Source organism: Halodurantibacterium daqingense, from assembly GCF_042666235.1.
GTDB classification, from domain to species: Bacteria; Pseudomonadota; Alphaproteobacteria; order Rhodobacterales; family Rhodobacteraceae; genus Halodurantibacterium; species Halodurantibacterium daqingensis.
Window position 1 is genome coordinate 368,562 of the sequence record NZ_JBHTFQ010000005.1, and the last position, 20,995, is coordinate 389,556.

A 20,995-nucleotide genomic window follows, 5' to 3' on the forward strand; every position below is an offset into this window, starting at 1 on the left:
CGACAGTCCGCGCGGGTCAATGCTCCTGTTGCGGCTTGGTCCGCAGGCTCGTGGTGCGGCAAGAAGGGGCGTGGCGGTGCCGGTCACCCCGACTGGGCCTTCCGGTCATCCTCGACCTGTTCGGCAACCTCATTGGCCGCCTCGGCTTCACGATGCAGAAGCTCGCTCAGGCGCCGCAGTTCCTTTTCGTCCAGGCGCTCCACACCGATGAAGCGGTTTTCGGCCTGACTGTGCAGGATGAGTTCGTCCAGCTTGGCCTGGAGGGCACGTCCGTCGCGGTTCTGGGAATTCTGCAGCACGAAGACCATGAGGAAGGTCACGATCGTGGTGCCGGTGTTGACGATCAGCTGCCAGGTTTCCGAGAAGCCGAAGGCCGGCCCGGTCAGCGCCCAGGCGATGATCAGCATCACCGCCATCAGGAAGGTCAGCGGGCGTCCGGCAAGTTCGGCAACCAGATTCGCGAAGCGGACAAAGAGGCCGGGACCTGTCCGGGTGGTGGTGTCGGGTCGGGTGTCGGGCATGGGGGAACCTGGGCATGGCACGCCGGGGCGCGGTGCAGCATCAACGCGGCCTGCAAGCATCGGTTCCCGCAGCCTTCGCGCGTCGGCACTGCATGGCCGTCGCCCCTCTGCTGCCGCGCGCGCCCCGGCGTGCCATGCCGGGCGGCTCGTGCGTGTGCGTGTGGGGGGAAGGGGGGGGGCGGGATCCGTTCAGGGGCCGGGCGGCAGCCTCGGATCTTCCTGCGGATGGGACGGGGCACCACCCTGTGCCGCACGGGCTGCGCGCGCGTCCAGCGCCGCCTGAAGCCGCAGCGCCAGTGCGGTCGTTTCCGGTGACAGCTTGGCGCGGGCGATCTCGGCCGCAAGCGCGGCCAGCAGCGCGTCGAGCGCATGGTCCTGCGCCGGTGCGTCGGAGAGAGGGGGCTGATCTGCGGCCATGAGCGCCTTCCGGAAAGAGTTTACGCAAGGGCGCCGCGCTGCGGCACAGATTTGCCCGCGGCAGGCGGAACCACCCCTGAGGGCGACGGTTATACCAAAGCCGTTGGCGCCTCAATTCAAAGGATCGCTGGTAATGAGTTCAAAGCCGAGCAACGAGCCGGTGACCACGGAAGTGATTACGCTGATCCCGGCCCTGCGCGCCTTTGCCTGGAGCCTGTGCCGCGAGACGACGGAAGCGGATGATCTGGTTCAGGAGACGCTTCTCAAGGCGCTGTCGAACATAGAGAAGTTCCAGCCCGGCACCCAGCTTCGGGCATGGCTGTTCACGATCATGCGCAACACATTCTATACGCGGATCAAGGTTGCGGCCCGCGAAAAGACCGGGGCTGCCGATTGCGTGGCCGACGCAATCTCGGTCGCGCCGACGCAGGAATGGTCGTTGCGCGGAGGCGAGTTGATGGAGGCGGTGGCAAGGTTGCCGGCCCATTACCGCGAGACGCTGATTCTGGTGGTCATGCTGGGCGAAAGCTATGAGCGCACGGCCGAGATCTGCGGCTGCCGGATCGGCACAGTCAAGAGCCGGATCAACCGTGCCCGCAGCATGCTGATGGCCGAACTGGGCGAGACGGTGCATTAGGCGCCGGCGCGGCAGGGCCGCCGGGGCGAACGGAGCGGCCGGGGCGCTCCCGCCCGTCTTCGATATCGGGCCTAGCCCGACATCTCATCCCGTTGGGCCGGGCGCCGCTGCGCGGCGCGTCAGAGGCCAAGCGCGAGGCGGATGATCCAGGCGACAAGGCCAAGAGCCGCAACGCCGCCTGCCCAGAGCAGCAGGAACCAGACGATGCGGCGCCAGTAGGCTGAATGCATCAGTGGTAGCCTTCGTGCGGATCCACCTTGCCGCGGAACACCCAATAGGCATAGGCGGTGTAGGCAAGGATCAGCGGTACCAGCACCACCGCCCCCACAAGAAGGAACAGCAGGCTTTCGTCCGGGGCGGCGGCTTCGTGGATCGTGACCGAGGTGGGCACGATATAGGGATAGAAGCTGATGCCGATGCCGATGAAGCCCAGAACAAAGAGGCCGAGCGCTGCGACGAACGGCAGAACGTCGCGCCGTTTCAGAAGGCCGCGCAGCAGGAGATAGAAGCAGCCGGCCACCCCCAACGGCACGATGCCGCTGTAAAGCATGTTCGGCCAGCCGAACCAGCGTTCCAGAAACAGCGGGTTGAGAAAGGGCGTCCAGAGGCTGACGAGACCCATTGCGAGGATCGTTGCCCCGGCGGTGCGCAGCGCGATCCGGCGCGCCTTGATCGCCAGCCGTCCCGAGGTTTTCATCACCAGCCAGGTCGCGCCCAGAAGCGCGTAACCCACCACCAGCGCCACGCCCGTAAGCAGCGAGAACGGCGTCAGCCAGTCCCACCAGCCACCCGCATAGGCCCGGTCCACCACCGGGATGCCCTGCACCAGCGCCCCCAGGGCCACCCCCTGCGAAAAGGCCGCGACGGTGGATCCGAAGATGAAGGACAGATCCCACAGATGTTCGGCCCGTTTGGTGCGCCAGCGGTATTCGAAGGCCACACCGCGAAAGATCAACGCCAGAAGCATCACGATCAGCGGAGCGTAAAGCGCGGGCAGGATCGTCGCATAGGCCAGGGGAAACACGGCCAGCAGCCCGCCGCCGCCCAGCACCAGCCAGGTTTCGTTTCCGTCCCAGACCGGCGCGACCGAGTTCATCATCACGTCGCGGTCGTGTTTTTCGGGAAAGAACGGAAACAGGATGCCGACCCCGAGGTCGAACCCGTCCATGATGACATAGGCCAGCACCGCGAAGGCGATGATGCCGGCCCAGATGAAGGGAAGATCAACGACCATGGAGTGCCTCCTCGTGCCGGCGGGGGTTCGGGGGGCCGGGGGTGATGCCGGCGGTGCGCAGCGGCGCGTCCTTCAGATCCTCGTCGGGATCATCCGGCAGGCGCCCCATCAGCCGCAGGATATAGAAGGTACCCGCGCCGAAAATGGCGAAATAGACGACGATGAAGGCCACGAGCGAGGCCGCGACAGCCGGCGCCGCGATGGGCGAGACGGAATCGGCCGTCAGCAGGTGCCCGTAGACCGTCCAGGGTTGCCGGCCCACCTCGGTGGTGATCCAGCCGGCCAGCACCGCGACAAAACCCATCGGCCCCATGACCAGCGCCATGCGCAGCAGCGGGCGATTGGTGAACAGATGCCCGCGCCGCCGTGCCCAAAGGCTCCAGAGCCCGAGGATCGCCATCGCGGTGCCAAGGCCCACCATGATGCGAAACGACCAGAAGACGATCGGCACCGGGGGATGAAGCTCGCGCGGGATCGTATCAAGCCCATCGAGCGGGGCGTTGAGATCGTGCAGGAGGATCAGGCTGGAAAGCTTGGGAATCTGCACGGCATAGTCGATACGCTGTTCCGCGGTGTTGGGGATCCCGAACAGGATCAGCGGCGCGCCTTCGGGGTGGCTTTCGTAATGCCCCTCCATCGCCATGACCTTGATCGGCTGGTGTTCCAGCGTGTTGAGCCCGTGCAGGTCGCCCGCGGCGATCTGCAGCGGCGCCACGACGGTCAGCATCCACATCGCCATCGAGAACATGATCCCCGCGCGTTCGCGTGCCCGCCCCTGCAGCAGATGCCAGGCGCCGACAGCGCCCACGACCAGCGCGGTGGTGAGATAGGCGGCCAGCACCATGTGCAGCAGGCGATAGGGGAACGAGGGGTTGAAGATCGCGGCCCACCAGTCAACCGGCACGAATTGCCCGACATCGTTCATCGCGAATCCCGCCGGGGTCTGCATCCAGCTGTTGACGCTGAGGATCCAGAAGGCCGATCCCAGCGTGCCGACCGCGACCATGATGGTTGCGAAGAAGTGCAGACCCTTGCCGACGCGGTTCAGGCCGAAGAGCATGATGCCCAGAAAGCCGGCTTCGAGGAAGAAGGCGGACAGGACCTCATAGCCCATCAGCGGCCCGATCACCGGCCCGGCCTTGTCCGAGAAAACCGACCAGTTGGTGCCGAACTGATAGGACATCACGATGCCCGAGACGACGCCCATGCCGAAGCTCAGGGCAAAGATCGTTTTCCAGAAGTTGAACACCTCCAGATAGACCTCGCGTTTGGTCCAGAGCCAGAGCCCCTCGAGCACCGCGAGGTAGCTGGCAAGGCCGATGGTGAAGGCGGGAAAGATGATGTGGAAGGACACCGTGAAGGCGAACTGGATCCGCGCGAGCAGGAGGGCGTCGAGGTTTTCGATCATCGCGTCATTCCTTCGCGCCAGCATCGGACGTGGCGGGATTCCGTGTGGGCCTGACCCCGCGCGCCGGGTCAGGCCCGACGGAAGAATGGGAACCCGGCTGGCATCACGGTTCCAACCATTGATGCTGCGGCTTTGTTCCGATGCTGTCCAGAGCCATTTTGTCGCGCAAGGTCAGCTGAGTCCTGTCTGATCCAGGGGAGTCGTGCGCCCGGCCTGGTTCGGGATCGAGGCCCGATCCGGCGGAGCGCCTTCCGGGGGAAGGGTCATGAGGCAAGGGTGGCCGAACGCCCGCTTGCTTGCGCAATCCGTGCCGTGGATGGCGCGCAGGGCCATTGTGGCGAAGTCTGCGCACTCGGCCGGGACGGGGCTCGGGTGCCTGGGACGGCGATGCCGTCACTGGGTGCAGTCCCGAAAGGCGCGGTGCAGATCCGGACAGGGTTCTGCGCTGATCGACAGCACAATCTGCAGACCCCGGACACGCGAGGCGCGGCAGGCGCGCCCGGGCGGTGCTTGCCGGCGTTCAAGATCCCGCCGCCGGGGGTGAAGCCGATTCACGCGCGGCGCCGGCGGGCGGGGGATCCATGCGAGGGGAAGGACCGGGTGCACCGGCGCGCGGTCGGGCGGGATCGCACCGCCCGGCCGCAGGGCTTCAGCGGTTCGTCTGGTAGCCCTGATTGGTCGTGTTCTGCTTGATATCGCCCTGACGGCCCTGTTGGGCGGTGTTCCGGTCGCGCTCGTCCCTGTCGGGGGTCGTGTCGCGGGCAGCGGTGCCGGGATCGCCCGGCCCCTTGTCGCTGCGGTTCTCGGGCGGGACGGGAGGCATGCGGTTCGTCATCTGCGGTCTCCTTGGTTCCTGTCTGTCAGAGAACCGAGGCGAGCGGGCTTTGTTCCTGAACGGGTGCAGCTCCGGCAGCAGCATAGATCGCATCGAGCGTCTGCGCCAGGGTGACAAGACGCTCGGCATCGGGATCGAATCCTTCGCCTTCCGCAAGGCGCCTCGCCCAGTCCACGGCGGCGCGGCCACCCCATTGGTCGGGCGGGGCGGCAAGGCAGTCGCGCTGCGTGCCGTTGAAGCGTTCGGCGGTGAAATCGAAGAACGACCCGTTCACATTCCGCAGCGCGGCTCCGCCCGCCGTCCCATAGAACGCGGCGCCGATGTCGGCGTCGCAGCCGGCGGGCAGGTTCCAGGAACAGGCCAGCCGTACCACCGTCCCCCCGGCAAGCGTGAGGGTGACGGCGGCGAAATCCTCGACCGCCGCGCCTTCGGGATCAAGCGGTGCTCCGCCGGCCAGCACATGGGCCTGCACATCGACCACCTTCGGATGGTCCAGCGCCCAGAGCACCAGATCCACGAGATGCACGCCGAGATCCATCACGCAGCCACCCCCGGAGAGGGCTCGGTCGTGGAACCAGGCCTTGTCGGGGCCATAGGCGTTGTGGAAGGTCAGATCGACGGCGAAGATCCGCCCCAGTGCGCCATCGCGCAGCAGGGGCCGGATCGCCGCCATTGCGGCGGTATGGCGGTAGGACAGGTCCACCGCAAGCAACCGGTCGGCGCGGCGCGCGGCCTGCACCACCGCCGCAGCCTCGGCGGCATTGCGTCCCAGGGGTTTCTGACAGAAGACCGCCATGCCGCGTTCAAGCGCCGCGATCGATTGCGCGGCGTGTTGGGCGCTGGGGGTTGCAATCACGAGCCCGTCCAGATCCTGCGCCAGAAGCGCCTCGGGATCGGCCGAGGCCCAGGCGCCGGGTGCGAGGGTTTGCGCAGCCGAAAGCGCTTCGGGCGAGGGATCGCAGAGGGCTGCGATCTCGATCCCGTCTGTGGCGCTCAGCGCCTCCATCCGGTGCCGGCCGATCCAGCCAAGGCCCAGAAAGCCGAGGCGCGGGCGGCGGAGGTCGGCCGGCGACGTGCGGGGGGAAAGCAACGTGACAGTCATTCGTAACGGATCCATGCCTTGACGAAAGCGCCGGGCTTGTCGCGGGTGTCGTCCAGCGCCTCGTCCAGGCGCGACAGCGGATAGGCGCGGCTGTAAAGCGGCGCCGGCGTCAGCCGGCCGGCGACCACGGCCTCGACCGCGGCGCGCATCCCGTCGATATAGACCGCCGGGTCACGCTCATGGGCGTTGATGACGTCGATGCCGCGCCAGTTCCACAGCTGCATGTTGACCTGACGCGGGCCGTCCTGATGATATCCGGCGATCACCAGCCGGCCGCGTTCGCGCACGAGTTCAGCGGCAAGATCAAGCGGCCATTGCTTGCCCACGCATTCGATCACGCAATCGCAGAACTGCCCGCCGGTCAGATCCCGGGTCTGGTCGATGATGTCCCAATGGTCCTGCATCGGCACCAGATGCGCCGCCCCCATGCGCGCCGCCAAGTCGAGCGAGCTTTGCCGGCGCGAGATCGCGATGACCTGCGCGCCGGCCTGCGCGGCCAGTTGCACCAGAAGCGCGCCGAGAAAGCCCACACCGATGATCGCCACGGACTGCCCCGGACGGATCGCGGCGCGCGCGAAGATGTTCATCGCGCAGCCCAGCGGCTCGCCGGGGAAGGGCTGACCATCAAGCGCGGGGGGCAGCGGCACCACCGCATTCGCCGGCGCTATGTCATGGGTGGCATAGGCGTTCTGCGACAGGATCGCCACGCGCTGCCCGGGGCGCAGCCCCACGACCTGCGCCCCCAGCGCGTCGATCACGCCCCAGCCTTCGTGGCCCATGGCGCCGGGGGCGGTGGGGTATTCCATCCAGTCCGGGCCGGCCCACGGCCCGAGGTTCGAGGCACAGACGCCACAGCCTTCAAGCCGCACCCGAACCTCGTGCGGGCCGGGTTCGGGCAAGGGGGTTTCGATGATCCTGATCTCGCCGGGGGCCGAGAGGACGGCGGCGGGGATGGTCTGGACGGTGTCGGTGATATCGCGCACGAAGACTCTCGCTTGTTGGGAGGGGATCTGACGGGTCAGGATGGCGAGGCCGCGACCTGAAGCCAGCCGGTACCGCGGCGGACCCGGGCATGCCCGCCACTGCCCTTGGGGGCGGTGCCATGCTGCGCGGGCGTGGTGCCGGGGGGCGCGGCGCGGCCGATGCCGATGCAATCGAGCCCCGCACGGGCGGCCGCATCTGGGCAGAGGAGGTTGCGGAAATCGAACAGCAGCTTGCCCGACATCCGCTGCGCGAGACGGCCCAGATCGAGGCGACGATATTCTTCCCATTCGGTCAGGATGACGACCGCATCCGCGCCGGCTGCGGCGTCATAGGGATCATCGGCCCAGCCGACGCCCGGCAGCAGCGCCGCCGCCTGGTCGCGGGCCTTGGGGTCATGGCCCGTTACGGTGACCCCGGCCGCCGTCAGCGCCGGCACGACCGAGAGCGCCGCCGCGTCGCGCACATCGTCGGTGCCGGCCTTGAAGGCCATGCCCAGGACCGCGACGCGCCGCGGGCGCCGCTCGGTCCCGTTCTGGCGGGCGTCCAGGGCCTGAAGGATGCGCCCGGCAAGCGCGGTCTTGCGCGCCTCGTTGGCCGCGATCAGCGCCTCGATCACCGTCTGGCGCGCACCCAGACGGCGCCCGGTGGCGGCAAAGGCGCGGGTGTCCTTGGGAAAGCAGGATCCGCCAAAGCCGGGCCCCGCCTGCAGGAACCGGGGGCCGATGCGGCTGTCCAGCCCGATGCCCTCGGTCACACGTGCGATATCGCCGCCTGCGGCCTCGCACAGATCGGCCAGTTCGTTGACAAAGCCGATGCGCAACGCAAGGCAGGCATTGGCGGCATATTTGATCAGTTCCGCATCGATCGTCCCGGTCCGGACATAGGGAACGCCCTGTTCGGTGAGCGGGGCATAGAGGGCCGCCATGACCCCGGCGGCGGCCGGATCGTCGGCCCCGACCACGATCCGGTCTGCCGTGAGGAAATCCGCGAGCGCCGAACCTTCGCGCAGGAACTCGGGGTTCGAGACGACGGCCACATCGCCGGCCCCGCGCGCCCTCGCCACAAGGGCCGCCACCGACCGGGCGGTGCCGGCGACGACGGTGGACTTGATCGCGATCACCGCGCCGGGGCGCAGGCGCGGGGCGATCTGGCGCGCGGCCTCGTGAATCTGTGCAAGGTCGATGTCGCCGTCGGCACCGGATGGCGTGCCCACGGCAAGCATCACCACATCGGCCGTGCCAAGCGCAGGTGTATCGGGATCGGCGAACTGCAGCCGGCCCGAAAGCCGGCACGCCTGCACCACATCGGCCAAGCCGGGTTCATAGATCGGAATGTCTCCGGCGCGCAGCGGGCCGAGACGGCGCGGATCCGATTCGACACAGGTGACGGAATGGCCCAGGTGCGCAAGACAGGCACCGGTTGTGAGCCCGACATAGCCGGCCCCGATCATCACGATGTTCATTCCGTTCTCCTCTTTCCGGATGCCGGCGCCTGCCGGACCAGCCCTTAACGGGCGGCAGACCCGGCTGGTTCCAGAAGTAGAGGCTGGGATGGGCGGGAAGTTGCTGATGATGTCATTGATGCCGGCGTCGGCGCCATCCCCCCGGATTTCCATGGAACATTTGCTGCCGCCGTCCGTTGGGTGGCCATCATCAGCATCCAGAACAGGAACAGGGGACGCATATGCCAACTACGCTCGTTACCGGCGGATGCGGGTTCATCGGACGCCACGTGGCCGAGGATCTGCTGGCCCACGGCCATGAAGTGCGCCTTCTCGATGCCTTCATCGACCAGGTGCATGACGGGGCCGAGGTCGCGCTGCCCGAAGGCGCGCAGGTAATCCGCGGCGATGTGCGCGACAGCGATCTGGTGCGGCGGGCGCTGAAGGATGTGGATCATGTGGTGCATCTGGCCGCCGAGGTGGGCGTGGGCCAGTCGATGTACGAAATCGCCCGCTACGTTGGCGGCAATGACCTGGGAACGGCGGTGTTGCTCGAGGCGATGGCCGGCCTGCCGATCCGCAAGATCGTCGTCGCCTCGTCCATGAGCGTCTATGGCGAGGGGCTTTACGAGGCCGCCGATGGCAGGCAGTTGAACGCGGTGCGCCGCAGCCCGGCGGAAGTGCGCGCCGGCCGCTGGAACCCGACCGACAGCGACGGCGGGGCCTTGCAGGCCATTGCGACCGACGAAACCAAGCCGGTCGATCTGGCCTCGATCTATGCGCTGACCAAGTATTTCCAGGAACGCGCCGTGCTGATCTGGGGCGAGGCCTATGGCGTCGATGCGGTTGCGCTGCGGCTGTTCAACGTCTTCGGGGCCGGGCAGGCGCTTTCCAACCCCTATACCGGGGTTCTTGCGAACTTTGCCTCGCGGCTGGCGAATGGCCAGGCGCCGATGATCTTCGAGGATGGCGAACAGCGCCGCGACTTCGTGCATGTGCGCGATGTGGCGCGCGCCTTCCGCCTCGCTCTGGAGCGGCCCGAGGCAGCGGGGCAGGTGCTCAATATCGGGTCGGGCAATGCCTATCCGATTTCCCGCGTGGCCACCTTGCTGGCCGAGGCGATGGGCGTGCCGCACATCGCGCCCGAGATCCTGCAGAAGGCCCGGTCGGGCGATATCCGCAACTGCTTTGCCGATATCGGCCGCGCGCGGGCGGTGCTGGGCTTCGAGCCGCAGTTCAAGCTGGAGGATTCGCTGACCGAGTTCGTGGACTGGGTGCGGGGAATGACGGTGATCGACCGCGGCGCCGAGATGAAACGCCAGCTCGAAGAGCGGGGGCTCGTATCATGACCGGACGGCCGGCGCTGAGGCCCGATGCGGCCTATGGGTTTGTCGAATGGTTCCGTCCCGGAGAATATGAGCGGACCGAGGAGACGCTGGCCGGGCTGCGGGCTTCGGGCGCGCAATACCTGCGCACGCATCTGTCCTGGGCCGAATATCTGGCGCCGGGCGGGGCGGAATGGTTTGCCTGGCTTCTGCCCAAGCTGGGCCGCGATTTCGACCTTCTGCCCTGTGTCCACTACACGCCGCCGTCGATCTCGCGCAACGGCAAGTGCACGGGGGCGCCGCATGACCTGAAGGCCTATGCCGATTTCATCGACCATGTCCTGACGCTGCATGGCGAGCATTTCGAACATGTCGAACTGTGGAACGAGCCCAACAACCTTCTGGACTGGGACTGGCGCGCCGATCCGAACTTTGACCTGTTCTGCGAAATGGTCGGCGGCGCGGCCTATTGGGTGAAGAAGCGTGGCTGGAAGGCGGTTCTGGGCGGGCCGTGCCCCTTCGATCCGCTCTGGCTCAACATGATGGGCGAGCGCGGCATTCTGAACGAATGTGCCGCTGTGGGCTTCCACGGTTTTCCGGGCACCTGGGACAGCGAGGCGGCGACCTGGGGCGGATGGGATCTGCATCTGGGCGAGATGCGCGCCATCCTTGACCGGCACAACCCGCAGAACGAGTTGTGGATCACCGAAACCGGCTATTCCACCTGGCGGCGCGACGAGATGGAGCAGGCCCGGCGCTTCGTGTCGGCGCTGCAGGTACCGGCCGACAGGATGTACTGGTACGCCTGGCGCGATCTGGCCCCGGACGTGGCGGTGCAGGAAGGGCTTTGGTTCGATCCCCGCCACTATCATCTGGGCGCGGTGGATTCCGGCAATCAGCCCAAGCTTCTGGCGCGGCTGCTGATGGCAGGGGGGTTGCCCCGCCTAGCCGAGACCGCACAGCTTGCCGTGCCGGAACTGGCCCGCGCAGAACGCCCTGTCGTCATCACCGGCGGCAGCGGGTTCATCGGATCGAACCTTGCCGATAGCTTCCTGTCCGAGGGGCAGGAGGTCATCATCCTCGACAATCTCAGCCGTCCCGGGGTGGATGAAAACCTGCACTGGCTGTCGGAACGCCACGGCGAACGGGTGCATGCGGTTCTGGCCGACCTGCGCGATGAACCGACGCTGAGCGCCGTGATGCAGGATGCGTCGGCGGTCTTTCATCTGGCCGGCCAGACCGCTGTCACCACGAGCCTTGAGCATCCGATCCAGGATTTCGAGGTGAACGCCCGGGGCACGCTGAATGTGCTTGAGGCGGTCCGCGCGACGGGACGCACGGTGCCGGTGATCTTTGCCAGCACCAACAAGGTCTATGGCGGGCTCGAGGATCTGGAGATGCAGTCGCTCAACGACCGCTATCTGCCCGCCGATGCCGCGATCAGCGCCGGCGGCATCGACGAGACGCGCCCGCTGGACTTCTGCACGCCTTACGGCTGTTCCAAGGGGGTCGCCGATCAATATGTGCTGGATTACGCCAAGACGCGCGGCATGCAGGCGGCGGTGCTCCGCATGAGCTGCATCTATGGCCCGCGCCAGTTCGGCACCGAAGACCAGGGCTGGGTCGCGCATTTCCTGATCCGCGCGCTCAGGGGCGAGCCCATCTCGATCTATGGCGACGGTCGGCAGGTGCGGGACGTTCTGCATGTGGACGATGCCGTTGCCGCCTATCGCGCGCTGCATGACCATTCGGCGCGTCTGACGCACCGGGTGTTCAATCTGGGCGGCGGCGTCCAGAACGCCGTCAGCCTTCAGTCGGTCCTGCACGAGATCGGGCGCCTGACCGGACGCGCGCCGGATGTGCAGTATGCCGACTGGCGGGCAGGGGATCAGCTGTATTTCGTGGCCAACACCCGGCAGCTTCAGGCCGCCACCGGCTGGTCGGCGCGCGTGCACTGGCGCGAAGGGCTGCGAGACCTGGCGGTCTGGCTGGCCGAAAACCGGCTGCAGCAGCGCGGTCTTGTGCCCGAAAAGCGGAAGATCAGGGCATGAACATAACCACCCCTTTCAGAAAGAGCCATGACATGGCGGGTATCCGGCTGCTCATGACCGTGGATGCCGTGGGTGGCGTCTGGCGCTATGCGATGGATCTGGGCACGGGGCTGCGGGCGGCGGGGCTCGAACTCGTCTTTGCCGGTTTCGGCCCCGAGCCATCGGCCGCGCAACGCGCCGAGGCCGAGGCACTGGGCGTGGTCGAGTGGTGCCACGCGCCGCTGGACTGGATGCTGGACGACGAGGCCGGACTGGACGTGGTGCCCGACGTGATCGCGCGGCTTGTCGCGCTGCATGGCGTCGATCTGGTGCATCTGAACCTGCCGTCACAGGCGGTGGGGCTGAAGGTTCCGGTGCCCGTGGTCGTGGTGTCGCATTCCTGCGTCGTCAGCTGGTTTGCCGCCGTGCGCCAGGCCGGCGTGCCGCGCAGCTGGGAATGGCAGGCCCGGCGCAACATGCAGGGTTTCGCCGCAGCCGATATCTCGGTCGCCCCGTCGCGCAGCCATGCGGCGCTGCTGGAAAGCTGCTATGGCCCGATCCGGGGGATTCATGTGGTGCACAACGCGTCACGGCTGACCGAGCGGCAGACCAGTGGCGAACCTTTCGTGCTGGCCGCTGGGCGCTGGTGGGATGACGGCAAGAACGCCGCCGTTCTGGACGAGGCCGCGCCCCGCATGGACTGGCCCCTGGTCATGGCTGGCGCGAACCGGTCCCCCAAGGGTGATGGCGTGAAGATCCAGCACGCCGACCACCGCGGCGAGCGTGGCTTTGCCGAGGTTGTCGGCCTGATGTCCCGCGCGGGCATCTTCGTGTCCCCCTCGCTTTACGAGCCCTTCGGCCTTGCCGTGCTTGAGGCGGCGCGGAGCGGTCTGCCACTGGTCCTGTCCGATATCCCGACCTACCGCGAGCTTTGGGATGGTGCCGCGCTGTTCTTCGCCCCCAACCGGCCCGAGGCCCTGGCCGCCGAGGTGAACCGGCTCGTGGCCGATCGCGCCCTGCGCCAGCGTCTGGGGGCCGCGGCCCAGGAACGGGCGGCGCGCTACCGGCCCGCGCAGCAGACCGAGGCGATGCTGCGCATCTACGGCGATCTCTGCGCCGTCACCACCCCTTCGGCGGAGCGATGAGCCATGCGTGTCCTGTTCTATACCCATTCGCTGATTTCCGACTGGAATCACGGCAATGCCCATTTCCTGCGCGGGATCATGCGCGACCTGATCCGCCGCGGCCATGACACCCGGGCCCTGGAACCGCGCGACTCCTGGAGCCGTGAAAACCTCATCAAGGATCGCGGCCGCGCTGCGCTTGACGAGTTCGCAACCCTGTTCCCGGAACTGCAGTCCGACATCTACGATGCCGGTTTCGACCATGAGGCGGCGCTTGATGCCGCCGATGTGGTGATCGTGCACGAATGGACCGATCCCGCCCTGATCGCCCGCATCGGACGGGCGCGGGCGGCAGGGGGGCGGTTCCTGCTGCTGTTCCACGACACCCACCACCGCGCCGTCAGCGCCGAGGGCGAAATCGCCGGGCTGGATCTGTCGGGCTATGATGCCGTCCTGGCCTTTGGCGAGGCGCTGCGCGAGCGCTACCTTGCGGCGGGCTGGGGGCGACGGGTGTTCACGTGGCACGAGGCTGCGGATGACATCCTGTTCCGCCCCCTCACGGGGCGCGAGCCGGACTCGGACCTGATCTGGATCGGCAACTGGGGGGATGACGAACGCAGCGCCGAACTGCAGGAATTCCTGATCGGGCCGGTGGCGCGGCTGGGTTTGCAGGCCGTTGTGCGCGGCGTGCGCTATCCGGACGAGGCCCTTGCCGCGCTGAAGGAAGCCGGGATCAGCTATGGCGGATCGGTTGCAAATGCGCGGGTGCCCGAAGCCTTTGCCCGCCACCGCATGACCGTGCATGTCCCGCGTCGTCCCTATGTCGAGGCGCTGGCCGGCATTCCCACCATCCGCATGTTCGAGGCCCTGGCCTGCGGGATCCCGCTGGTCAGTGCGCCCTGGTCAGATGTGGAAGGTCTGTTCCGCCCCGGCGATTATCTGAAGGCCCGGAATGGTGCCGAAATGGAACAGCATCTGCGGATGCTTGCGGCGGATCCTGACGCGCGGCGCGACCTCGCCCGGGCAGGGATGGAAACCGTCTGCGCCCGTCATACCTGCCGCCACCGTGTGGACGAGCTTCTTGCCATCCTTGCCACCCTCTCGGATCAGATCGCACAGCCGGAGCCTGCGGAATGAAAAGCATCGCCTTCTACGGATCAAGCCTTCTGTCGTCCTACTGGAACGGTGCGGCCACCTATTACCGGGGGCTTTTGCGGGCGCTGGCCGCGCGGGGGTATGAGATCACCTTCTACGAACCCGATGTCTATGACCGCCAGAAGCACCGTGATATCGACCCGCCCGACTGGTGCCGCGTCGTGGTCTATGACGGGACCGTTCCGGCCCTGAAGGCCGCCGCAGCCGAGGCGCGCCATGCCGACATCGTCGTCAAGGCAAGCGGCGTCGGGTTCGAGGATGACCTGCTGCTGGCCGAGGTCTTTGCAGCCGCCCGGCCCGGGGCGTTGCGGATCTTCTGGGATGTGGATGCGCCGGCGACCCTGGCCGAACTGCGTGCCGCGCCCGACCACCCGCTGCGCCGGATGCTGCCGGATCTTGACATGGTGCTGACCTATGGCGGCGGCGATCCGGTGGTCAGTGCCTACCGGGGGCTGGGGGCGCGGGCCTGTGTGCCGATCTACAATGCCCTTGATCCATCCACCCACCACCCCGTGCCGCCCGAACCGCGCTTTGCGGCCGATCTGGGCTTTCTGGGCAACCGGCTGCCCGACCGCGAGGCGCGTGTGGCCGAGTTCTTCATCGGACCGGCCCTGCGCCTGCCTGACCAGCGGTTCATCCTGGGCGGGTCCGGCTGGCATGACTATCCGCTGCCGGCCAATCTGCGCAGCCTCGGCCATGTGCCCACCGCCGATCACAATGCCTTCAACACCACGCCGCGCGCGGTGCTGAACATCGCGCGCGACAGCATGGCCGAGGTGGGCTTTTCCCCCGCGACCCGCGTCTTCGAGGCAACCGGCGCCGGCGCCTGCCTCATCACCGACTACTGGCAGGGGATCGAGCAGTTCTTCAAGCCGGACGAGGAAATCCTCGTGGCCCGTGACGGGCAGGACGTAGCCGAACACCTTGCGGCCCTTCGCCCGGGCGAGGCCCGCGAGATCGGCGCCCGTGCACTTGGCCGCGTGCTGCGGGAACACACCTATGACCACCGTGCGGCAGATGCCTGCGCACTGTTTCGCACCCATGCCCTTGGCGCCGGAATCCCCTCATGACCCAACGCTATGATCTCGTCTTCATCGGCCTGTCGCTGTCCTCGTCCTGGGGGAATGGACATGCCACAACCTATCGCGCGCTGCTGCGTGGCCTGAAGGCCGAGGGCAAGCGGGTGCTGTTTCTGGAACGCGATGTGCCCTGGTATGCCGCGAACCGCGATCTGGCCGTGCCCGATTTCTGCGACCTGCGCCTTTATGACAGCGTTGATGAGCTTGTCTCCGGGCATGGGGAAACGCTCTTCGCCGCCCGCACGGTGGTGGTCGGCTCCTATGTTCCCGAGGGGCGCAAGGTCATCGACGCAGTTGCGGCCATCGGGCCGACGCAGCTGTGTTTCTATGACATTGACACGCCGGTCACGATGGATCTGCTGCTCCGGGGCGAGGAAGACTGCCTTGCCCGCCGTCAGGTGCCGCTGTTCGACATCTACTTCTCGTTCGCGGGGGGCGAGGTGCTGGAGCGGCTTGAGCGCGAATTCGGCGCGCAGCGGGCGGTGGCGCTTTACTGTTCGGTGGATGCGGAACGCCATGCGCCGGCTGCCGATCCCACGCCGAAATGGGATCTTGGCTATCTGGGCACCTACAGCGATGACCGGCAGCCCAAGCTCGAGGCACTGCTGATCGAACCCGCCCGGCGCCTGCCGGACATGCGCTTCGTGGTGGCGGGGTCGCAGTATCCTGACGACATCGACTGGCCCGCCAATGTGGAGCGGATCGAGCATCTGCCGCCGGATCTGCACGCCGGTTTCTATCAGAGCCAGCGGTTCACACTGAACGTGACCCGGGCCGACATGGTTGCCGCGGGATGGTCGCCCAGTGTGCGCCTGTTCGAGGCTGCAGCCTGTCACACCCCGATCATCAGTGACTTCTGGCGCGGCCTGGACGAGCTTCTGCCCGAGGACGAAGCGGTGCTGATCGCGCGGGATGCCGGCGATGTGGTGACGATCCTCACCGCGCTCAGCAACAGCCATCGGGAAGACATTGCCCGACGCGCGGCGGCAATCGTCCGGCAGGATCATACCGGCCAGGCCCGCGCCCGCGACCTTGTCGCGGCGCTGGCGGCACCGGTCATGGAGCGACGCGCAGCAGTGGCCGGAGCCCGGGCATGAGCATTACCAATGGGAGAGACACGATGGCGGGATTGAGCATTCTGGTGGCGGGCGGCGCAGGATTCGTCGGCTCGCATCTGTGCGACGCGCTGCTGGCGCAGGGACACCGGGTGATCTGCCTCGACAGTTTCCTGACGGGATCGATGCGCAATCTGGAGCCGCTCCGCAATCACCCGCGCTTCTCGCTGATCGAGCAGGACATCTGCGTGCCCACGGTGATCGACCAGCCCCTGGACCGGGTCTACAACCTTGCCTGCCCGGCCTCTCCGCCGCGGTACCAGGCGGATCCGGTGCATACGATGATGACCTGCATCAGCGGCACCGGCAATCTGATGCATCTTGCCGCCGAGCACGGGGCGCGGTTTCTTCAGGCCTCGACCAGCGAGGTCTATGGCGATCCCGAGCGGCACCCGCAGCACGAGGATTACTGGGGAAATGTGAACTGCACGGGTCCGCGCGCCTGTTATGACGAAGGCAAGCGTGCGGCCGAGGCACTGTGCTTCGACTGGCTGCGCGCGGGCAAGGGCGATGTTCGGGTCGCGCGGATCTTCAATACCTACGGGCCGCGGATGCAGCCCGATGACGGGCGGATCGTGTCGAACTTTCTGGTTCAGGCGCTGCGCGGCGATCCGATTACCGTCTATGGACGTGGCGAGCAGACGCGTTCATTCTGCTTCGTCTCGGATCTGGTGGCTGGCCTGATCGCGCTGATGGAGGTCGAGGACAACCCCGGTCTGCCGGTCAATCTGGGCAATCCCGGCGAATTCACGGTCATGGAACTGGCCGAGCTCGTCCGCGCGATGACCGGCACCTGCTCGGCTCTCGTGCACCGGCCCTTGCCGGCGGACGATCCGCAGCGTCGCCGCCCCGATATCAGCCGTGCAAGGGCGATTCTGGGCTGGGAGCCGAAGATCCCGCTGGGCGATGGGCTGCAGCGAACGGCCGAATGGTTCGCGCTTGAACTGGGGGTGGATCTGCCCGCTGGCCCGGAGCGTGCCCTGGCACGCGCCTGAGCGCAGGAAATCCGCCGCGAATGGTTCGCTTGCATGGGGGCAGGCCATCGGTAATACTCGGTTCATTGAAGATAACCGGGTTCGGGTCGCCCGACCCGCCGAGGTAGCATATGACGAATGAAATGGTTTCAGCGGGTGCCCCTGCGCAGCAATCGATTTGGCTGAGTGATTTCCATACGAAGTCCGAAGGAGTGGGCTTTGTCGAAAAGAGCCCGTTGCAGACCCTGGTCTTCGTGCGACGCGCCCGGCCGATCCTTCTTGTTACTTTCGACAATCTGACGAAGGCGGGCGACACATCCGAAGACCGGGAACCCTGGGCCTACAGCTTTGCGCGGGATCATGGCCTGTCGCATCTGGGCGTTATGACGCATGCGGCGAACTGGTATCGCGACGCGGCGTTGCTGGCCCGGTTCGAGAAACTGGCGGCCGACGGCTTCTTTGCCGGCCATGAACGCGTGGTCTTCGCCGGAGTGTCGATGGGGGCGTTCGCCGCGCTGTCGTTCGCGGCGCTGGTTCCCGGGGCCCATGTGATTGCAATCAACCCGCAGTCCACGCTGGACGAGACGCTTGTGCCTTGGGAGGATCGCTTTCCGCAGGGACGTAGCCAGGACTGGACGCTGCCTCTCTCGGATGCGGCGGCGGTCACGGCGGGGCATGGCCAGGTCAGCATCTTCTACGATCCCTATCATGTGCCCGACCAGCGGCATGTCTCGCGTTTCAGCGGCAAGAACATCCGGCTGTTCAACTGCCGGCATTCCGGGAACAAGACTCAGGGCTTCCTGCGTCGTGCCGGAATTCTGGAACCTCTCATGGAACGGATGATCTTTGGCGAACTGACCGAGGCCGAGTTCTACCGCCTTTACAGGAACCGCCGCAGCCTGCCCTGGCTTCGTAACGTCCTCGCCGGGCATTTCCGCGCCAAAGGCCGCGATGAGATGGCTGCGCGGATACGAGCTCTCAGACTCCCGCGGCAGGGGGCAGCAGGTGCCGTTGCGGCAGCGCCGGCGGTGTTGCGTGACCGCAGCGGCCAGAAGAACGACCGCCGGCTGATGATCACGACGATGAAGAACGAAGGCCCGTTCATGCTTGAATGGGTGGCCTACAACCGGTCGATCGGGTTCACCGACTTTCTGATCTACACCAACGACTGCGCGGATGGCACCGACCACATGGCGTCACGGCTCCAGGAGCTGGGGGTTGCCGTTCATCAGGAGAACCCTGCCAAGGCAGAGCAAAGCCCGCATCGTGTCGCCCTGAACCATGCCATTCGTCACCCGCTCTACCGGACAGCCGACTGGGCGATCAACGCTGATTGCGACGAGTTTCTCAACATCCGTGCCGGTGACGGAACGCTGGACGATCTCTTCGAAGCCTGTGGTCCGGCCGACGCGATCTCGCTCTGCTGGAAGATGTTCGGCTGTGGCGGGATCGAGACCTACGAGGATCGCTTTATCAGCCGGCAGTTCACCTGGGCTGCGCCCGAGATCGGTTTCACAAGCCAGCGCGCGAGCGGGTTCAAGACCCTGTTTCGCCCGGATTCGGGCGTCAACAAGCTCGGCGTGCACCGGCCGCGCTTTGGGGAGGACGCACAGGATGTGCTGTGGAAGGATGCTGGCGGCAAGCAGATGCCGCAGCGCTATATCGCGGACGGCTGGTCGGCGCCGCGCGATTTCAGCCACAGCCATGCCCGCCTTCACCATTATGCCGTGCGGTCGATCGACAGTTTCCTTGTCAAGCGGGATCGGGGCCGCGCCAATCATTTCCGGCAGGATCAGGGCCTGGACTACTGGATCGACATGAATCTCAACGTGGAGATCGATGAGACGATCCTGTCGCGCCTGCCGCGGGCCGAGGCCGAGTTCGCCCGCCTGCTGAAGGATCCGGTGCTGGCGGATCTTCATGCCGCTGCGGTCGCATGGCACCGGAGCCGGATCGAGGATCTGAACGCGCGCGAGGGCTGGCCCGAGTTCCGCGCCGCGATCCGCGCGATCAATCCGCCCGGCGAGATGCCTGCGCCCAGGACGAATGACCGAGCCGCAGGATGAGCGACCCCCACATCGTTCTGCATGGCGGCTTTCACAAGACGGCCACCAGCCACATCCAGTCGCTGCTGATGCGGAACGTGAAGCACCTGCACCGCAGGGGCGTGACCTATGTACATCATCGTCACACGCGCAAGCAGTTGACGATTCCCTGCATGTCGAATGCCTATCAGAAGGTGGGAATCGGCTGGAAGCCGGTCATCGACGATGCAGAGCTTGCGGCTCTGGCGGACAAATTCTTCGGCCGCGTCATGGATGCCGCCGCGCCGCGCCTGATCCTGTCGGATGAGAACTTTGCCGGCCATTGCGGACATTGCATCCGCGACGGGAGCCTCTACCCGTTCCGGGATCATTTGCTTGGTGCGCTCGCTGGTGTCGTCCCGATCCCCGTGCGCGAGGTCCATCTTGGCATCCGGAATTACGCCGACTTCTTTTCCTCTGCCTATATCGAGTTCCTGCGGTCCGCCTCGGCTAACTCGTTCCTGGCCGACGATGTGATGAAGCGTCAGGTTCTGGATCAGGGGGCAGGCTGGCATTCCGCGATAACGTCCTGCATCGAGCATTTCCCTGCGGCCCGCGTTCATGTCTGGCGCTACGAGGATTTTCGACAGATCGAGCCCGTCATCATGGCGAACCTCTGCGGTCCGACTGTGGATGTGGGGCGGTTCAAGTCGCCGGGGACTGAAAACAAGCGTCCCTCGGCATCGGGCCGGGCTGTGCAGGAGCTTTTGCAGATCGCGCGTGTCCAGGGCCCGGGTGCTGCGCTGGAGCAGTGGCGCGAGCTGCAGGAGCGCTTCCCTCGCGGTGCCCGATGGGCCGCCTATGACCCCTGGAGTCCGCCGGAGCGCAGCCATCTGACTGCACTTTACGAGAAGGATGTCGCGGCGATCGCCACCGACCCTCGCATCATCCTTGTCCGGCCCTGAGGCCGGTCGCGTTCAGCTTCCTGCGCAGGCAGCACATCCGCCCCCGCTTCTTGGGCGTGCTTCCAGTCTGCGGCCGGTCCGCACGGCGCGACGTGCCAGAAGGGCCAGTCCGGCCGGGGGGATGCGCGGGCGACCGCCTGCATTCCATGGCGCGGTCTGGCCCGATCCGGCTGCGGGTCATTCCGCGAGGGTTCTGCGACGAAGGTCCGATGAGCCACGGTAGCAGGTTTTCCCGGGCGCATCCGGACTTGTGCCGTTGCCGATCCGCCGGTCTCGGGGCGGATTGCGTCCTGGCTGCTGGGGCCGGGCCGCCATTGCGCAACCAGTAGCAGCCTGGCTGCTTGTGCTCCGGAGAACCGGAATCGTCCGGATCCCCGAGTCGCCGCAACAGGGACAGGGGCGTCGTGACCCGCCGGCCGGGAGGTCCGCGGACGCTTCGGCGCAGAGGCACATCTGGTAGCATGATCCGCCGCGACTACACGATCCGGCCGCTGCACGGCAATCCGGCAAAAAATCGACAGGCTGCTGCATTTTTCCTCTTGCGGATATTTGTTGTGGTTCGTAAATACCGCTTCACCGAGACGGACGGTAGCGGGTTGGAGCGGTTGCTCTGGTTGGTTGTCTG

At 66.6% G+C, this 20,995-nt stretch carries 19 protein-coding genes; 10 read left to right on the plus strand and 9 right to left on the minus strand.

The window, feature by feature from the left end; genetic code table 11:
* Positions 1 to 83: 83 nt before the first annotated feature.
* Positions 84 to 521, minus strand: a complete 438-nt coding sequence (locus ACFQXB_RS11530) for a low affinity iron permease family protein (RefSeq protein WP_377403573.1) — start codon at positions 519 to 521, stop codon at positions 84 to 86.
* A 189-nt stretch (positions 522 to 710) separates the two neighbouring features.
* The gene (locus ACFQXB_RS11535; protein ID WP_377403576.1) at positions 711 to 938 is read right to left on the minus strand and encodes a hypothetical protein; all 228 of its coding nucleotides are present in this window, start codon (positions 936 to 938) and stop codon (positions 711 to 713) included.
* A gap of 133 nt (positions 939 to 1,071) precedes the next feature.
* Between ACFQXB_RS11535 and ACFQXB_RS11540 the strand changes: the two genes are divergently transcribed.
* Positions 1,072 to 1,575, plus strand: coding sequence for a sigma-70 family RNA polymerase sigma factor (locus ACFQXB_RS11540; protein WP_377403579.1), 504 nt, complete (start codon positions 1,072 to 1,074; stop codon positions 1,573 to 1,575).
* Between the two features lie 119 nt (positions 1,576 to 1,694).
* Here the strand turns inward: ACFQXB_RS11540 and ACFQXB_RS11545 are convergent, their stop codons facing one another.
* The 7 genes from ACFQXB_RS11545 to ACFQXB_RS11575 form a co-directional block, all read right to left on the minus strand.
* Entirely contained in the window at positions 1,695 to 1,805 is a 111-nt protein-coding gene (locus ACFQXB_RS11545) for a DUF2474 family protein (protein ID WP_377403582.1), read from the minus strand.
* Positions 1,805 to 2,809, minus strand: coding sequence for a cytochrome d ubiquinol oxidase subunit II (gene cydB, locus ACFQXB_RS11550; RefSeq protein ID WP_377403585.1), 1,005 nt, complete (start codon positions 2,807 to 2,809; stop codon positions 1,805 to 1,807). The genes ACFQXB_RS11545 and cydB overlap by 1 nt, the downstream gene beginning before the upstream one ends.
* A complete protein-coding gene (locus tag ACFQXB_RS11555) occupies positions 2,799 to 4,217 on the minus strand; it encodes a cytochrome ubiquinol oxidase subunit I (protein ID WP_377403588.1) in 1,419 nt (472 codons plus the stop codon). Before ACFQXB_RS11555 ends, cydB begins: the two co-directional genes overlap by 11 nt.
* 649 nt (positions 4,218 to 4,866) lie before the next feature.
* Positions 4,867 to 5,052, minus strand: coding sequence for a hypothetical protein (locus ACFQXB_RS11560; RefSeq protein WP_377403591.1), 186 nt, complete (start codon positions 5,050 to 5,052; stop codon positions 4,867 to 4,869).
* A gap of 25 nt (positions 5,053 to 5,077) precedes the next feature.
* Complete coding sequence (locus ACFQXB_RS11565; protein WP_377403594.1) at positions 5,078 to 6,154, minus strand: Gfo/Idh/MocA family protein; 1,077 nt, start codon at positions 6,152 to 6,154, stop codon at positions 5,078 to 5,080.
* Positions 6,151 to 7,137 carry an MDR/zinc-dependent alcohol dehydrogenase-like family protein gene (locus ACFQXB_RS11570; protein WP_377403596.1) on the minus strand — a complete coding sequence of 329 codons (987 nt, stop codon included), beginning with the start codon at positions 7,135 to 7,137 and terminating at the stop codon, positions 6,151 to 6,153. The genes ACFQXB_RS11565 and ACFQXB_RS11570 overlap by 4 nt, the downstream gene beginning before the upstream one ends.
* A gap of 35 nt (positions 7,138 to 7,172) precedes the next feature.
* Entirely contained in the window at positions 7,173 to 8,600 is a 1,428-nt protein-coding gene (locus ACFQXB_RS11575; protein WP_377403599.1) for a UDP-glucose dehydrogenase family protein, read from the minus strand.
* Between the two features lie 221 nt (positions 8,601 to 8,821).
* Here ACFQXB_RS11575 and ACFQXB_RS11580 point away from each other — a divergent pair, with 221 nt between their 5' ends.
* From ACFQXB_RS11580 to ACFQXB_RS11620, 9 genes are all read left to right on the plus strand, one after another.
* The gene (locus ACFQXB_RS11580) at positions 8,822 to 9,928 is read left to right on the plus strand and encodes an NAD-dependent epimerase/dehydratase family protein (RefSeq protein WP_377403602.1); all 1,107 of its coding nucleotides are present in this window, start codon (positions 8,822 to 8,824) and stop codon (positions 9,926 to 9,928) included.
* Positions 9,925 to 11,955 carry an NAD-dependent epimerase/dehydratase family protein gene (locus ACFQXB_RS11585; protein WP_377403605.1) on the plus strand — a complete coding sequence of 677 codons (2,031 nt, stop codon included), beginning with the start codon at positions 9,925 to 9,927 and terminating at the stop codon, positions 11,953 to 11,955. Before ACFQXB_RS11580 ends, ACFQXB_RS11585 begins: the two co-directional genes overlap by 4 nt.
* The gene (locus ACFQXB_RS11590) at positions 11,952 to 13,079 is read left to right on the plus strand and encodes a glycosyltransferase family 4 protein (protein WP_377403608.1); all 1,128 of its coding nucleotides are present in this window, start codon (positions 11,952 to 11,954) and stop codon (positions 13,077 to 13,079) included. Before ACFQXB_RS11585 ends, ACFQXB_RS11590 begins: the two co-directional genes overlap by 4 nt.
* 3 nt (positions 13,080 to 13,082) lie before the next feature.
* The gene (locus tag ACFQXB_RS11595) at positions 13,083 to 14,195 is read left to right on the plus strand and encodes a CgeB family protein (RefSeq protein WP_377403611.1); all 1,113 of its coding nucleotides are present in this window, start codon (positions 13,083 to 13,085) and stop codon (positions 14,193 to 14,195) included.
* Complete coding sequence (locus ACFQXB_RS11600; RefSeq protein ID WP_377403614.1) at positions 14,192 to 15,283, plus strand: CgeB family protein; 1,092 nt, start codon at positions 14,192 to 14,194, stop codon at positions 15,281 to 15,283. Before ACFQXB_RS11595 ends, ACFQXB_RS11600 begins: the two co-directional genes overlap by 4 nt.
* A complete protein-coding gene (locus ACFQXB_RS11605) occupies positions 15,280 to 16,389 on the plus strand; it encodes a CgeB family protein (protein WP_377403617.1) in 1,110 nt (369 codons plus the stop codon). The genes ACFQXB_RS11600 and ACFQXB_RS11605 overlap by 4 nt, the downstream gene beginning before the upstream one ends.
* Entirely contained in the window at positions 16,386 to 17,402 is a 1,017-nt protein-coding gene (locus ACFQXB_RS11610; protein ID WP_377403620.1) for a UDP-glucuronic acid decarboxylase family protein, read from the plus strand. The genes ACFQXB_RS11605 and ACFQXB_RS11610 overlap by 4 nt, the downstream gene beginning before the upstream one ends.
* Positions 17,403 to 17,512: 110 nt before the next feature.
* Entirely contained in the window at positions 17,513 to 19,447 is a 1,935-nt protein-coding gene (locus ACFQXB_RS11615; protein WP_377403623.1) for a glycosyltransferase family 2 protein, read from the plus strand.
* Complete coding sequence (locus ACFQXB_RS11620) at positions 19,444 to 20,370, plus strand: hypothetical protein (protein WP_377403626.1); 927 nt, start codon at positions 19,444 to 19,446, stop codon at positions 20,368 to 20,370. Before ACFQXB_RS11615 ends, ACFQXB_RS11620 begins: the two co-directional genes overlap by 4 nt.
* The last annotated feature ends 625 nt before the right edge of the window (positions 20,371 to 20,995 follow it).